13 protein-coding genes are annotated in these 13576 nt (G+C 75.3%); 3 read left to right on the forward strand and 10 right to left on the reverse strand.

The genetic code is table 11. The features are described from left to right. Positions 1-16 precede the first annotated feature (16 nt). Genes ABD158_RS09805 through ABD158_RS09825 form a run of 5 tightly spaced genes read right to left on the reverse strand, consistent with a single transcriptional unit; the run spans position 17 to position 5688 of the window. Positions 17-1138: a GNAT family N-acetyltransferase gene (locus ABD158_RS09805; RefSeq protein WP_344006583.1), complete on the reverse strand. Its 1122-nt coding sequence runs from the start codon at positions 1136-1138 to the stop codon at positions 17-19. Next, positions 1135-2640, reverse strand: a complete 1506-nt coding sequence (locus tag ABD158_RS09810) for an oligosaccharide flippase family protein (RefSeq protein ID WP_344006585.1) — start codon at positions 2638-2640, stop codon at positions 1135-1137. Before ABD158_RS09810 ends, ABD158_RS09805 begins: the two co-directional genes overlap by 4 nt. Positions 2641-2645: 5 nt before the next feature. Continuing rightward, the gene (locus tag ABD158_RS09815) at positions 2646-3803 is read right to left on the reverse strand and encodes a cysteine desulfurase-like protein (RefSeq protein WP_344006587.1); all 1158 of its coding nucleotides are present in this window, start codon (positions 3801-3803) and stop codon (positions 2646-2648) included. After that, complete coding sequence (locus ABD158_RS09820; RefSeq protein WP_344006589.1) at positions 3800-4732, reverse strand: aldo/keto reductase; 933 nt, start codon at positions 4730-4732, stop codon at positions 3800-3802. Before ABD158_RS09820 ends, ABD158_RS09815 begins: the two co-directional genes overlap by 4 nt. Beyond that, the gene (locus tag ABD158_RS09825; protein ID WP_344007019.1) at positions 4729-5688 is read right to left on the reverse strand and encodes a LysR family transcriptional regulator; all 960 of its coding nucleotides are present in this window, start codon (positions 5686-5688) and stop codon (positions 4729-4731) included. Before ABD158_RS09825 ends, ABD158_RS09820 begins: the two co-directional genes overlap by 4 nt. A gap of 91 nt (positions 5689-5779) precedes the next feature. Between ABD158_RS09825 and ABD158_RS09830 the strand changes: the two genes are divergently transcribed. Continuing rightward, positions 5780-6106, forward strand: coding sequence for a hypothetical protein (locus tag ABD158_RS09830; RefSeq protein ID WP_344006591.1), 327 nt, complete (start codon positions 5780-5782; stop codon positions 6104-6106). 58 nt (positions 6107-6164) lie between these two features. Here ABD158_RS09830 and ABD158_RS09835 read toward each other — a convergent pair whose 3' ends face one another. From ABD158_RS09835 to ABD158_RS09850, 4 genes are all read right to left on the reverse strand, one after another. Continuing rightward, the gene (locus ABD158_RS09835; protein WP_344006593.1) at positions 6165-7742 is read right to left on the reverse strand and encodes a DUF2252 domain-containing protein; all 1578 of its coding nucleotides are present in this window, start codon (positions 7740-7742) and stop codon (positions 6165-6167) included. 80 nt (positions 7743-7822) lie between these two features. Next, entirely contained in the window at positions 7823-8593 is a 771-nt protein-coding gene (locus tag ABD158_RS09840) for an exodeoxyribonuclease III (RefSeq protein ID WP_344006595.1), read from the reverse strand. 33 nt (positions 8594-8626) lie between these two features. Continuing rightward, a complete protein-coding gene (locus tag ABD158_RS09845; protein ID WP_344006597.1) occupies positions 8627-10312 on the reverse strand; it encodes a PH domain-containing protein in 1686 nt (561 codons plus the stop codon). Then, positions 10309-10836 (reverse strand): PH domain-containing protein, encoded by a 528-nt coding sequence (locus ABD158_RS09850; protein ID WP_344006599.1) that lies wholly within the window; start codon positions 10834-10836, stop codon positions 10309-10311. The genes ABD158_RS09845 and ABD158_RS09850 overlap by 4 nt, the downstream gene beginning before the upstream one ends. Positions 10837-10879: 43 nt before the next feature. On the opposite strand from ABD158_RS09850, the gene ychF reads away from it, so the two are divergent. Together ychF and ABD158_RS09860 are read left to right on the forward strand one after the other, a co-directional pair. After that, positions 10880-11968 carry a redox-regulated ATPase YchF gene (ychF, locus tag ABD158_RS09855; RefSeq protein WP_344006601.1) on the forward strand — a complete coding sequence of 363 codons (1089 nt, stop codon included), beginning with the start codon at positions 10880-10882 and terminating at the stop codon, positions 11966-11968. Between the two features lie 22 nt (positions 11969-11990). Continuing rightward, positions 11991-12485, forward strand: coding sequence for an HIT family protein (locus ABD158_RS09860; protein ID WP_344006603.1), 495 nt, complete (start codon positions 11991-11993; stop codon positions 12483-12485). A gap of 29 nt (positions 12486-12514) precedes the next feature. Here the strand turns inward: ABD158_RS09860 and ABD158_RS09865 are convergent, their stop codons facing one another. Further along, positions 12515-13171 (reverse strand): hypothetical protein, encoded by a 657-nt coding sequence (locus ABD158_RS09865; RefSeq protein ID WP_344006605.1) that lies wholly within the window; start codon positions 13169-13171, stop codon positions 12515-12517. Between the last annotated feature and the right edge of the window lie 405 nt (positions 13172-13576).

Here is a 13576-nt window from a genome sequence, read left to right on the forward strand (position 1 = left end):
AGGCTACGGGTGCCGGTCACCGGTGCTCCCCGACGGCGGGGGCGCGGTCCTCGACCGTGGTCGCCCACAGGTCGTGCTCGCCGCGGCGGCCGTCGAGGTCGCGGTGGTCGTGCATCGTGCCCTCGCGGCGGAGGCCGGCGGCGACGAGGGCGACGGTGCGCGGGTCGTGGCCGGCCCCGGTCACCGCGGAGACCCGGCACAGGCCGAGCGGCCCGAACGCCGCGTCGAGCACGGCGCGCAGCGCGGCGTCGAGGTCGGCGGCGGGTGCGGCGGCCGCGGCGTCGTCGACGAGCAGCCGCGCCGTGCGGCGGTAGGGGTCGACGGCGACGAGCCGCACCGTGCCCTCGCCCGCCCGGGCGCTCGGCGGCGGGCCGTCGTCGGCGCGACCCCGCAGCCGGGCGCGGAGACGTCCGGCGCGGTAGCGGGCGACGGTCCGCGCCACCGTCGGCGAGGTGAGCGGCACCCGCGGGAGGCTCGCCGGGCTCACCGGCAGGGGCCGGTCGGGCTCGACCCCGTCGTGGACCCTCAGGGCGTGGGCGACCCGGCTCGAGGGCCGGTCCGGGTCGCGGAGGACCGCCCAGAGCTCGTGGTCCTGGCGCCTCCCCCCGACGTCCATGAAGGAGACCATCAGGGCCTCCTGCCGGAGCCCGGCGTGCGCGGCCGCGCGGCGGCTGCCGACGTTGTGCACGCAGGTGGGCGCGGTCACCCGGGCGAGCCCGAGGTGGTCGAAGGCGTAGTCGGTGAGCATGGCGGTCGCGAGCTGACCCACGCCGCGCCCGGCGACGGTGCTGTCGACCCAGATGCCCAGCTCGCCCGCGTGGTGCCAGCGGTCCAGGTCGGTCAGGGCGCACTGCCCGGCGAAGCGGCCGTCGACCTCGACGGCGAGCGAGGTGGCCACGCCGGCCCGGGCGTCCGCGGCGCCGCGCAGCAGCTCGCGCACCCACACCGCCTCCGTGTGCCGTGCCTCCCAGTCGAGCTCGGTGGTCGCCCAGAACGGCCGGATCCGCTCCTCGTCGCGCAGCCGGATCCGTCGCCACTCGGCGACGTCGTCGAACCGCGCGGGGCGCAGCCGCACCGTGCGGCCGCCGACGGCCACGGGGCCGAGGACCACGGGCGGGAGGGACGGGGGACGGGTCATCGGGGGCCTCCGGGCAGGACGCGACCGGCGACGAGGCGGGCGGCGCCGAGGACCCCCCGCGCGGTCCACGGGGTGACGACCCCGAGGGCGGCGAGGTAGACGAGGCCGAACACGACGGTGTCGACGGTCAGGAACAGCAGGGCGAGCAGCAGGTGCCGGTCGTCGGAGTGGAGGACGAGGTGCTCGAGGGCCCAGCAGGCCGCGGTCGCGACGGCCGCGCAGGGCAGGGGCGGGACGACGGCCGCGGCCAGCTCGCGCGCCCTCACCCCGACGACGTCGGCGGACAGGCCCAGGCAGGTGACGCCCACGACGACCGCGGTCAACGACACCGACAGCCCCACGCCCACCAGGCCGAGCCACAGGGTGAGGGCGAGGAGCGACACCACCCCGAGGACGAGCTCGACGGCGAAGTACCAGGTCAGGCGCCGGGTGCGGCCGCCGCCCTTGATGACCTCCTCGCTCACCGAGGTCAGCGCCTTGCCGACCCCGAGACCCGCCATCGCGGTCACGACGACCCCGGCCTCGCGCCACTGCTCGCCGAGCACGACGGTCACCGACGGCACCCCGAGGGCGAGCATCAGCCCGGTCAGGGCGGCGGCACCGGTGACCGACCACCGCAGCGAGCGCAGGAACGCGAGACGCAGGCGCGCGGGCTCCCCGGCCAGGCGCGAGAAGGCCGGGAACAGGGCGATCGCGCCGACCTCGACGATCGCGCGGCCGGGGATCTGCGCGATGCGCTGTCCGTAGCGGAACTGCCCGAGCGCGGCCTCGCTGAGCCCGCGCCCCACGACGAGCGCCTCCAGCACCTGCTGGATCCGGGCGCCGATCGAGCCCACGACCAGCGGCAGGCCGTAGCGGGCCAGCTCGCGCCAGATCCGGTAGGACGCGCGGGCGCGGCGGGGGCGCCAGTCGGTGATCGACCAGAGCGTCACCAGCCACGCGACGTACGACGCGTAGAGGCCGGCGACCATGCTCCACACGCCCCACCCGGCGAGGGCGCCGCCGACGGCGACGAGCGCGAAGGTGACCGACACGCTGGGGCCGACCACGACCCGGCGCCAGACGCTGAACTCCCGCTGGAGCACGGCCTCGGGCACGTTGGTCAGCGAGAACAGGAACAGCACGCCGGACGAGGCGGCGGCGACGGCCCCGATCTCGGCGCTGTCGAAGGCCAGGCCGACCACCGGCGCGGTCAGCAGGGTCACGACGCTCATCAGCAGGCCGGTGCCGGCCGTGGCCCAGAAGACGGTCTCCGCCGCCTCCGGGACCTGGTGCTCGCGCTGCACCAGCCCGGAGCGCAGGCCGCCCTCCACGAAGTTGCCGAGGAAGAGGGTGATGACCGTGCCGGCCATGAAGATCCCGACCTCGGCCGGGCTCAGCAGCCGGGCCAGGGCGACGGTCTGGACGAGGGTGACGGCCTCGCCGAAGACCAGCGCGACGGCGGACGCCGACGCGACCTTGCCGATCCGTCCCCGGAGCGACGGCGTCACCCCGGTAGCCACGGCGCTCAGCGTAGGACGAGGTCCCCCAGCGCGTTCAGCAGACGGTCGATCTCGTCGGCGGTCGTGTACGGCGCGAGGCCGACCCGCAGCGCTCCGGCGTCGCCGAGGCCCACGTGGCGGGAGGCCTCGATCGCGTAGAAGCTGGCGGCCGGGGCGTTGATGCCGCGGGCCGCGAGCCCGCGGTGCACCTCGGCGTGCTCGCGACCGTCGACGGAGAGCAGGACGGTCGGCGTCCGCCGGGCCGGGGAGCCGTGGACGGTGACGCCCGGGACCGCGGCGAGACCGTCGAGCAGGCGGGCGAGCAGCGCCGCCTCGTGCTCCTCGACGGCCGCCATGCCCCAGCCGCGCAGAAGGTCGACGGCTGCGGTCGTGCCGGCGAGCAGCTCGTAGGGGAGCGTGCCCAGCTCGAAGCGCTCGGGGACCTCGTCGGTCGAGGGGAGGAGCTTGTCGGGGTGCAGGGTCTCGAGCAGCGCCGGGTCGGCGGCGAGCACCCCGCAGTGGGGGCCGAGGAACTTGTAGGGCGAGCAGGCCAGGAAGTCCGCCCCCAGCTCGTCCTTCGAGACCGGGGCGTGCGGCACGAGGTGGACGGCGTCGACGTAGGTCAGGGCGCCGACCGCGTGGGCGGCGGCGGTGATCGCGGGCACGTCGGGGCGGGTGCCGAGCAGGTTGGAGGCGGCGGTGACCGCGACCAGCCGGGTCCGCTCCGAGAGCAGCGGGGCGACGTCGTCGAGCTCGGCGGTGACCGGGTCGAAGCCGAGCCAGCGCACGGTCGCGCCGGCCCGCTCGGCGGCGATCACCCAGGGCCGGATGTTGGCGTCGTGGTCGAGGCGGGTGACGACGACCTCGTCCCCGGGGCCCCACCCGGTGGCCAGCGTGCGGGAGACGTCGAAGGTCAGCTGGGTCATCGACCGCCCGAAGACGACCCCGCGGCGGTCGGCGCCGAGCAGGTCGGCCATGGCGCGCCGCGCCATCGACACGACCGCGGAGGCCCGCTGCTCGGCCTCGGTGACCGTGCCCCGGTTGGCCAGACCCGCGGTCAGCGTCCCGGCGACGGCGGCGGCGACGGGGGTCGGCGTCTGGGAGCCGCCGGGCCCGTCGAAGTAGGCGGTCCCGTCGGCCAGCGACGGGAACAGGGCACGGACGGCGTCGACGTCGTAGCTCACCGGCCCACCCTGTCAGAGGCCGCGGTGAGCCGGTCCACCTCCTCGGAGGACAGCGGGAGGGTGGTGGAGGCGAGCAGGGCCTCGACCTGCTCGGGCCGGCTGGCGCTCGCGATCGGGGCCACGACCCCGGGACGGGTGCCCAGCCAGGCGAGGGCCACCGAGGCGGGCTCGGCGTCGTGGGCCGCGGCGACCTCGCGGAGCGCCGCGACGACCTCGAAGGCGGCGTCGTCCTCGGCGTACCCGGACACCAGGCCCGCGCGGGGACCGCTCACGTCGTCGCGGCTGCGGTACTTGCCGGTCAGCAGCCCGCTGGCCAGCCCCCAGTAGGGCAGCACGCCCAGGTCGTGCTCGGCGGCCAGGTCCGCCCGCTCCGTCTCGTACGACGCCCGGCGCAGCAGGCTGTACTCCGGCTGCAGCGCGACGGGCGCGCGCCACCCGTTGGCCCGCACGAGGCCCGTCCACTCGCGGATCCGGGCGGGGGAGTAGTTGCTGATCCCGACCTCGCGGACCTTCCCGGCGTCGACGAGGCGCTGGAAGGCCCCGAGGGTCTCGCCGAGCGGGGTGTCGGTGTCGTCGAAGTGGGCCCACAGCAGGTCGATCCGGTCCGTGCGCAGCCGCTGCAGCGACTCCTCGACGCCGGCCGCGACGTTGTCGGCGGCGAGCCCGGGCCGCATCCGGCTGCTGCCGATCTTGGTGGCCAGCACGACGTCGTCGCGGCGACCGGTCCGCGCGAGCCACGAGCCGATGAAGGCCTCGGACTCGCCGTGGCCGTCGCCGTAGGAGTCGGAGGTGTCGACGAGGTCGCCGCCGGCGCCGACGAAGGCGTCGAGCACGGCGTGGGAGGCCCGCTCGTCGATGGTCCAGCCGAAGGGGTTCGCCCCGAGGGCCAGCGGGCGGACGTCGAGGTCCGAGCTGCCGATGCGCGTCATGGTGGTCCGAACCCCCGCGAGGCGCCCAGGCTTCCCGCGACGCCGGTCGGGGCGTCCTGCTCCTCCAGCCGGGCCTGGCGGTCGAGCTCGGCGAGGAACCGCTCGACCGCGACGGTGTCGGTGTCGCCCGCGCGCAGCACGGTGAGGGTGCGCTGCCCCGGGTCGAGCGACCCGGTGTAGAGGGTGTGGCTCCCGCGCGGGTGGTTGGCGAGGGTGAGCTGCGGGATGATCGCGGCGCCGAGGCCGGCGGAGACGAGGGCGAGCATCGTGGCCGACTCGCGGCCGATGTGGCGCGCGTCGATCGAGATCCCGCGAGCGGTCGCGACCCGCTCCAGCGCGCGGCGCGAGGCGACCCGGTTGTGGGGGAGCACCCAGGGTCCGGCGAGCAGCTCGTTGTCGCCGACGTCGGGCCAGGAGTCGGGCACGACGATCCGGAACGGGTCGGTCATCAGGTCGGTCTCGCGGACCCCCGGGCCCCGCGGCGGCTCGTCGGCGACGGGTCGCTCGCTCAGGAGCAGGTCGAGCTGGCCGCGGGCGAGCTGGCGCAGGCCGACGGCCTCGTCGATCTCGAAGATGCGCGGGTCGATCTCGGGCTCGGTGAGCGACAGCGAGACGACGGTGCGTGCCACGAGGCGGTTGAGGACCGAGGCGAACCCGCCCACCCGCACGGTGCCGCCGGAGGGCTGCCGGTAGCGGTCGACCTCGCGCTCGGCGCTGGCCAGGGCGGCCGCGAGCTGCTCGGCCTGCTCGGCGAGCGCACGGCCGGCGGCGGTCAGCCGCAGGGTGCGCCCGCCCCCGCGCCGGCTGCGGTCGACCAGCGCCACCCCGGCCTCCGCCTCGAGCTTGGCGAGGTGCTGGGAGATCCCGGAGGGGGTCAGGTGCAGCGCCCGGGCCGCGGGCAGGACGCCGCCGGTGCGTCGTACGGCGCGCAGGACGAGCAGGCGCGTGGGGTCCATCGGCACGCGACGATCGTAGTTCAGCGACACTTCACCACTGCGTCAGCAACTCTCGCTTCCGCTACCGCAGGACGGTGGTCACGCTGGAGCCATGACATTCCTCGGCCTGGCCCGCGCCGGGCTCGCCCCCCGGCGTCGCGAGGCGCCCGCCCGCCTCGACGCGAACGCCGAGGTGGCCGCCGTACGACGGGACCTGGAGCTCCTCGAGACGCGCCTGCGCCGCCTCGAGTCGGCGCTGCGCGACCCGGCCGCGGCCGAGGGGCTCGTGGCCGTCGACGGGCCCTTCGCCGGCGACGCCCCGGCGGCCGCGTCGACCGCCGCGCTGTGGCTCGCGCGGGCCCGGACCCGCCTGGAGGGGCCCCGCGCCTCCCTCGCCGAGGCGCACGTCGCCGCCGGGGGGCTGGCCAGCCGCTGGTGAGGGACCTCGGCCGTGGACCTCGGCGGTGGACCTCGGCGGTGGACCTCGGCGGTGGACCTCAGCGGAAGACGTGGTCGATCGCGGTGAAGGCCCCGAGGGCGTGGTCGGCGCGGAAGTGGGCGTGGTCGGTGCGGACGCGGTCCGCGGCCTCCTCCGCGAAGCGGACGACGTCGTCGACGAACAGGTCGACGGGCCCGATGGCGGCGAGCACCTCGGGCTCGGCGTCGTGGTCGATCAGCCCGGACTCGTCCGAGAGGGCGTGGGACTGGGCGAGGGAGCGACCGCAGATGTCGGCGTAGTCCGACCACTCCTTCTTCGACAGGTCCGCCAGGTCGATCGAGTCGCGGTAGGGCGCCCGCTCGCGCACCATGAAGCTCAGGCCGTCGAGCTCGGCGGCGCCGTAGAACCGGTCGCCGTCGACCAGGTGCACGCCCTGGGCGTGCGTGATGCGCTCGGCGTAGCCGTCCACCACGTAGGGCGAGGGCGGGACCAGCCCGTCGAGCGCGGAGCGCCGCGCCTGCTTGAACTCGAGCAGGACGTCGTCGCTGCCGTCGGCCCGCGGGCCCTCGACCATCAGGTAGTAGCGGGGGAGCCCGAGGGACGCCGTGCCCTGGCCGAGCCGCACGCAGACGTCCTTCACCCGCATGCCGGGCGTGCGGTCCTCGGGGACCGCGATCCGGTTGGTGCGGACGTAGGCGTCGAGGGCCCGCTGGAACTCCTCGCGCCGCGAGCTCACCGGCACGTGCTCGCGGTCGGCGCGGAAGCCGCGTCGGTACTCGTCGTGGTACTTGCGTGCCAGCCAGTCCGACCGGTCCTGCAGGGCGTCCTCGATGAGGGCGGCGATCAACGGCGGGGCGTTGTCGAGGCGGACCTGCCCGGTGCGCTCGTCCTGGTCGCGGGCGTACTCGCGCATCCCCGCGACGTAGCCCCGGACGAACGCGGCGGCGATCTTGCCCTGGCGGCCCGGGCCGTGGCCGCCCACCTCCCCGGCGGCGAGCATGAAGCCGACGGCGCCGCGCTTGAGGTCCCAGGTGAACGGCGCGTAGTAGGCCTCGTCGAAGTCGTTGACGCCGAAGATCGGCACGTCGTCGGCGCTCGGCATGACCCCGAAGTTCTCGGGGTGGACGTCGCCGAGGGTGAGTACGGTCGGCATCCAGGCGTCCTCGCCGGCCATGTCGCGGTAGAAGAGCAGCGAGGTGCCCCGGAAGAAGGAGTACGTCGAGCCGTCCAGCTTGTCGAACTTGGCCTGCGCCTCCTGGTCGGCGTTGGCGATGCGGGTCTGGTGGTCCTCGCGGATGGTCTGGCGGACGTGGCTGCGGCGCTCGGCGCCGCTCAGCTGGCGCGGCAGGAACACCATCTCGCCGCGCGCCCGTGCCTCCGCCAGCCGGGTGAAGGCCTCGACCCGGGAGGCCGCCGGGTGGGCGCCCTGCCCGGCGGCGACGACGTCGTGGTCCGTCGTGGACCCGCGCCCGGCGGGCTGGTCGCTGCGGTCGAGGAGGGCCTCGACCAGCTGGGGCTTGGTCATGCCCGAGCGGCCCGCGACGCCGCGGCGCCGGGCCCGGCGCAGCAGCTCGGCCTTGGACTCGCGGGACAGGGAGGCGCGGTCGCCGTCGTGGGGGGTGCGGAGCGAGGGCATGGGGTGCTTCCTAGCACCCCCGGGCGCGTCCGCGGCCGGGGAGCGGGCGGGCGTACCCCGCCCGGGGGGCGGATCCTCCGTCAGAGGTCGACGTCGACGACGACGGGGGCGTGGTCGGAGGCGCCCGTGCCGGCCCGCTCGTCGCGGTCGACGAAGGCGCCGGTGACGCCGGCGGCGAGCGACGGCGAGGCGTAGGCGAAGTCGATCTTGAGCCCGCGGTTGCGCTCGAAGCGCTGGCGGTAGTAGTCCCAGTAGGTGTAGCCCGGCGCGTGCTCGCGGGTGACCTCGGCCCAGCCGTCGTCCGCGAACGCCGCGAAGGCCTCCCGCTCGGGCACGGTGACGTGGGTGCTGGTGCGGAACTGCTGCACGTCGAAGACGTCGTCGTCGGTGGGGCAGACGTTCCAGTCGCCGACGAGCGCGGTCGGGGCGTCCAGCCACCCCCGGGCGGCGGCGCGCAGCGCGGCCAGCCAGTCGAGCTTGTAGGCGTAGTGCGGGTCGTCGGGCTTGCGGCCGTTCGGGACGTAGAGCGACCACACGCGGACGCCGCCGCAGGTCGCGCCGATCGCGCGGGCCTCTGCCACCGGCGGGTCGCCCCAGGCCGGCATGTCGTCGAAGCCGACGCCGACGTCCTCGATCCCGACGCGGCTGATCACGGCGACGCCGTTCCACTGGCTGTAGCCGGCGGCGGCGACCTCGTAGCCCAGCGACTCCAGGCCCATCAGCGGCAGCTGGTCCTCGCGGGCCTTGGTCTCCTGCACCGCCAGCACGTCCACGTCGTGCCGGGTCAGGAAGGCCTCGACGCGGTCGATGCGCGAGCGCAGGGAGTTGACGTTCCAGGTGGCGAGGCGCACCGCCTCACCCTAGGACGCCCGCCGGGGCGCCCCTCAGCGGGCGAGGAACTCGTCGAGCACACCGGGGGTGGCGGCGTGCGCCAGCCCGACGGCGGTGGGGTGGGGCACGTCGACGGCCACGACCTTCTCGGCGCCGGCCGCGGTCGTCGCGACGAGGGTCGCCAGGCCGAGCCGGCGCTGGAAGAACGACTGCTGCACGACCCAGCCGATGATGCCGTCGGTCTCCAGCACCTCGCGGCGCCGGACGACGCTGGGACCGGTGACGACGAGGTGGTCGTCGGTGAGGCGGTGGCCGAGCGTGCGGTACTCCACCTCGGCGGTCACCACCCCGAGCGGCGTGAAGACGCCGACGAAGGCGAGCGGCAGCCACCAGGGCCAGTCCCACGGCACGAGCGCGACCGCCGCCGCGAGCACGGCGGCGACGACGAGGACGGCCAGCTGCTCCTGGACGTGGCGGCGCCGGCGGGCCAGCGGACCGTGGCGGTGGAGAGGGACGGTCAGCGGACCGCGGGTGCCGAGGATCTCGTGCCCGACGCGGGTGGCCACGTCACGGGGGCAGGGCGGCAGGACGGTGGTCGTCCCGCCCTCGCCGACGCCGGTGGCCAGCGTCGCGAGCTCCGCGCCGCGGGCCGGGCGCATCAGCAGCGGCTCCGTCATGCGCACGCCACGCACGCGGGCCTCCTCGACGCTGGTCGACCGGGTGGTCAGCAGCCCGGCCGTGAGGCGGAGGTTGGCGCCGTCGCGGACGAGACGGAGGTTCCACCACTGCACGACCGAGGCCAGCACCGCGACCACGACCCACGCCATCAGCGCCACGATCGCGCCCACCCCGAGCACGAGCCCCAGGGCCTGCGCCGCGAGGTAGTCGTAGGTCGAGCGCACGGTGTCGGCGTCGAAGATCGGCAGGTCGTCGGCGAACTGGGACGCGAAACCGAGCGCGCCGGCCAGCACCGCCAGCCGCGCCAGGCTCAGCGGCGCGAAGCGCAGCCACGACCAGTCGATCCGGGCCAGCTCCGTGACCTCGGGCTCGGCGGAGGGCCGCACGTGCTGCTGACCGTGCTGCTGGGGGTGCTGCTGGGGGTGCTGCTGGGGGTGCTGCTGGGGGTGCTGCTGGGCGTACGGGTGGGCGTACGGGTCGGCGTACGGGTCGGCGTACGGCTCGGCGTGGGGCAGCGGTGCCGGGGCGCGGGCGGGGACGGGTGGGGCCGCGGCCGACCGGCTGCGGGTGAGCAGGAAGCGGCGCAGCTGCTCGCCGTCGTCCTTCGCGATGCCGTCGAGCTCGATGCGGGTGTCGTCGACCCCGGTGCCGACGGCGACCTTGGTGAGCCCCAGCAGCCGGTTGAGCAGGGAGGCCTCGAGGTCGACGCTGCGGACGCGGTCGAGCGGGGCCGTCAGGCGGGTCTTGTTCAGCAGTCCCCGGCGCACCTCGAACTGGGTGTCGGTGACCCGAAAGTAGGTGGTCAGCCACGGGACCATCCCGAACAGCAGCGACAGCACGACGAAGATCGGCAGCGCGACCAGGCCCCAGGTGCCGTTGCCGCTGCCGATGCCGACCGCGGCCACGACCGCGGGGATCGCGAACTGCCGGGCGGCGCCGAACGGGCCGACGACCAGGTAGCGCGTGTCCATCCGGCGCCAGCCCTCGTCGCCGGCCGATCCCGGGGCGAGCGGCTCGTCGGGCAGCGGGGGCCCGGGCGACGGGTCGACCGGTCCGCTCACGTGGCGTCGCCCCGTTCGGCGCCGGTGACCTCCGTGAGGTGGGCGACGAGCCGGGCGGCGACGTCGGCGTCGAGGCAGTCGATGGTGATCGGGCCGGCCGCGGAGGCGGTGGTGACGGTGAGCGAGCGCAGCCCGAACAGCCGCATCAGCGCGCCCTGGGTCGAGTCGACGGTCTGCACGCGCGACAGCGGGGCGATCCGCTCCTCGCGGCTGATCCACCCCGAGCGGGTGTGCACCGCCCTCCGGGTGACGTCCCAGCGGTGGATCCGGTAGCGCACCGGCGGCATGACGACGGTCGGCACCAGCACCGCGACGGCGACCGCGACCAGTGCGGCGGTGGCCCACCAGGGCCGGTCCGACCAGAGGAACCACACCACCGCGACGGCGGCCCAGGCCAGGACGGTCCCGATGCCCGAGCTCACCCGCCAGTAGGCGACGGCGCGGGGGGAGACGAGGTTCTGCGGCTCGCGCAGCACCGCGGTCGGCTCGGCCCCCGGAGCGGGCTCGCGGTCGTGGTCGGACACGCGACCGAGCCTCGCACACCGGACCGCCGTACAGTTGCGGCCCGTGGCTCTCACCATCGGCATCGTCGGACTCCCCAACGCGGGGAAGTCGACCCTCTTCAACGCCCTGACCAAGAACGACGTGCTCGCGGCGAACTACCCGTTCGCGACGATCGAGCCGAACGTCGGGGTGGTCGGCGTGCCGGACGCCCGGCTGCCGGTGCTCGCCGAGCTGTTCTCCTCGGCGAAGGTGCTGCCCGCGACCGTCGAGTTCGTCGACATCGCCGGGATCGTCGCCGGCGCCTCGCAGGGGGAGGGCCTGGGCAACAAGTTCCTGGCCCACATCCGCGAGTCCGCCGCGATCTGCCAGGTGACCCGCGTCTTCCGCGACGAGGACGTCACCCACGTCGACGGCAAGGTCGACCCGTCCTCCGACATCTCCACGATCGCGACCGAGCTGATCCTCGCCGACCTGCAGACGGTCGAGAAGGCCGTGCCCCGTCTCGAGAAGGAGGCGAAGGGCAAGAAGGAGATGGCGCCGTACGCCGCCGCCGCGAAGCAGGTGCTCGAGGCGCTCGAGGCCGGCACCCCGGCGTACGACCTCGTCGCCTCGGGCGCCGTCGACGCCGAGCACGTGCGCGAGCTGCAGCTACTGACCACCAAGCCCTTCATCTACGTCTTCAACTGCGACGCCGACGAGCTCGGCGACGACGAGCTCAAGCAGCGGATGCGCGACCTCGTCGCGCCGGCGGAGGCGATCTTCCTCGACGCGAAGTTCGAGGCCGAGCTGGTCGAGCTCGGCGACGACGACGAGGCCCGCGCGATGCTCGCGGAGATGGGCGTCGACGAGCCCGGCCTCGACGTGCTGGCCCGCGTCGGCTTCGAGACCCTCGGCCTGCAGACCTACCTCACCGCCGGCCCCAAGGAGTCCCGCGCGTGGACGGTCCGCCAGGGCGCGACCGCGCCCGAGGCCGCCGGCGTGATCCACACGGACTTCCAGAAGGGCTTCATCAAGGCCGAGATCGTCTCCTTCGACGACCTGGTCGCGGCGGGCTCGATGCAGAAGGCCAAGGAGGCCGGCAAGGTCCGCATGGAGGGCAAGGACTACGTCATGGCCGACGGCGACGTCGTGGAGTTCCGCTTCAACGTCTGAGGCGACGGCTAGCGTCGCCGGCATGACGGTGGCCGGCGACTGGCGCGAGGACCGCGTCCGCGCAGCGGTCGAGGGGCGCAACCCGACGGTGCTCGCGGAGCTGCCCGCGGCCTTCGCCGTGATCGGCGACGTGCAGTTCCTCCCCGGCTACGCGCTCGCCCTGACCCGGACGCCGGGCGTCGACCGCCTCTCCGACCTGCCGCGCCGGGAGCGGCTGCGCTTCCTCGCCGACGTCGACCTCCTCGCCGACGCGGTCGAGACGGTCTGCCGGCGCCGGGACCCGGCGTACCGGCGGCTCAACGTGGAGATCCTCGGCAACACCGACGCCTTCCTGCACTGCCACGTCTGGCCCCGCTACGAGTGGGAGCCCCGCGAGGTCGTGGGCCGCCCGGTCTGGCTGTACGACGAGAGCCGGTGGCACGACCCGGCGACGGCGCTGGGTCCCGCCCACGACGGCCTGCGGGCCGACCTGGCCGCCGAGGTCGTCGCGCGCCGGGACCTCCCCGACGACGACTGACCGCGTGCCGCCGACGGGTCCGGGCCGGCTCAGCGGGCGCCGACCACGGCCCCGACCGCCAGCGCGGCGGCCAGCATCGCGATCACGGCGAGCTGCCGGGGGATCGCGCCGGTCCGGGCGTTCAGGGTCGCCTCCGGCTTCGTCGGCATCCCCCACAGCTGGGCGGCGCCGCGCGGCACGACGTACTCCCCGCGCTCCTGGCCCAGCCAGACGCCGTGACCGACCGCCCGCACGACGGCCGGCCCTGCCCTGCGGAGGAAGCGGGAGTCGAACATCAGCGCGCCCTCCCGGTCGCGCAGCTGCACCACGACCGACCTCGCGGAGACGGTCGAGGCGACCGACGTGAGGCGGGTCAGGTCGACCCGCTGGCGCCCCAGCAGACCGAAGCCCTCGAGCACCCGGCCATCGCTGCGCAACCGGACCACGAAGCCCGGCCACATGATGAACAAGGCCGTGAAGGTGATGAGGGCGAGCAGGAGCCACGGAGCCGGCCCGGAGATGTCGCCGTCGGCCCGGGCCATGCCGTGGCCCCCGATCGCCGCCGGCACCACCATCAGCAGGCACAGCGCGACCAGGACCGCCGTCCTCCGCGAGGCGTCGACCGGTCGGGGCGGGCCGATCGCGGCGACCAACCCGGGGGGCGGTTCCCCGGGCGGCCCGGGGTCGGGGGACGTCGGCTCCTGCACGCTGCGCATCCTGGCACCACACCTGCCGGCGGCGACTCAACGCCGCGTGATCGGAGGTTGAGGTGCCCGGGTGGCGACGCAGGAGCCAGCGGGCCACAAGCCCCGATGCCCCTTACGCCGGGCCGTTCGGAGGTCGAGGTGCCTGGCGGCGACGCAGGAGCCGGCGGGCCACGAGACCCGATGCCCCGCACGTCGGGCCGTTCGGAGGTCGAGGTGCCTGGCGGCGACGCAGGAGCCGGCGGGCCACGAGACCCGGTAGTTCGTCGTGAAGAGGTCAGGGTGTCGGCCGGTCGGAGGTCGACGTGCCCGGGTGGCGACGCAGGAGCCGGCGGGCCACGAGACCCGATGCCCCGCACGTCGGGCCGGGGGTCGGAGGGGGTGTGGAGGACCCGTCTGCTGCTCGGT

The organism is Nocardioides lentus (assembly GCF_039529515.1).
GTDB classification, from domain to species: domain Bacteria; phylum Actinomycetota; class Actinomycetes; order Propionibacteriales; family Nocardioidaceae; genus Nocardioides; species Nocardioides lentus.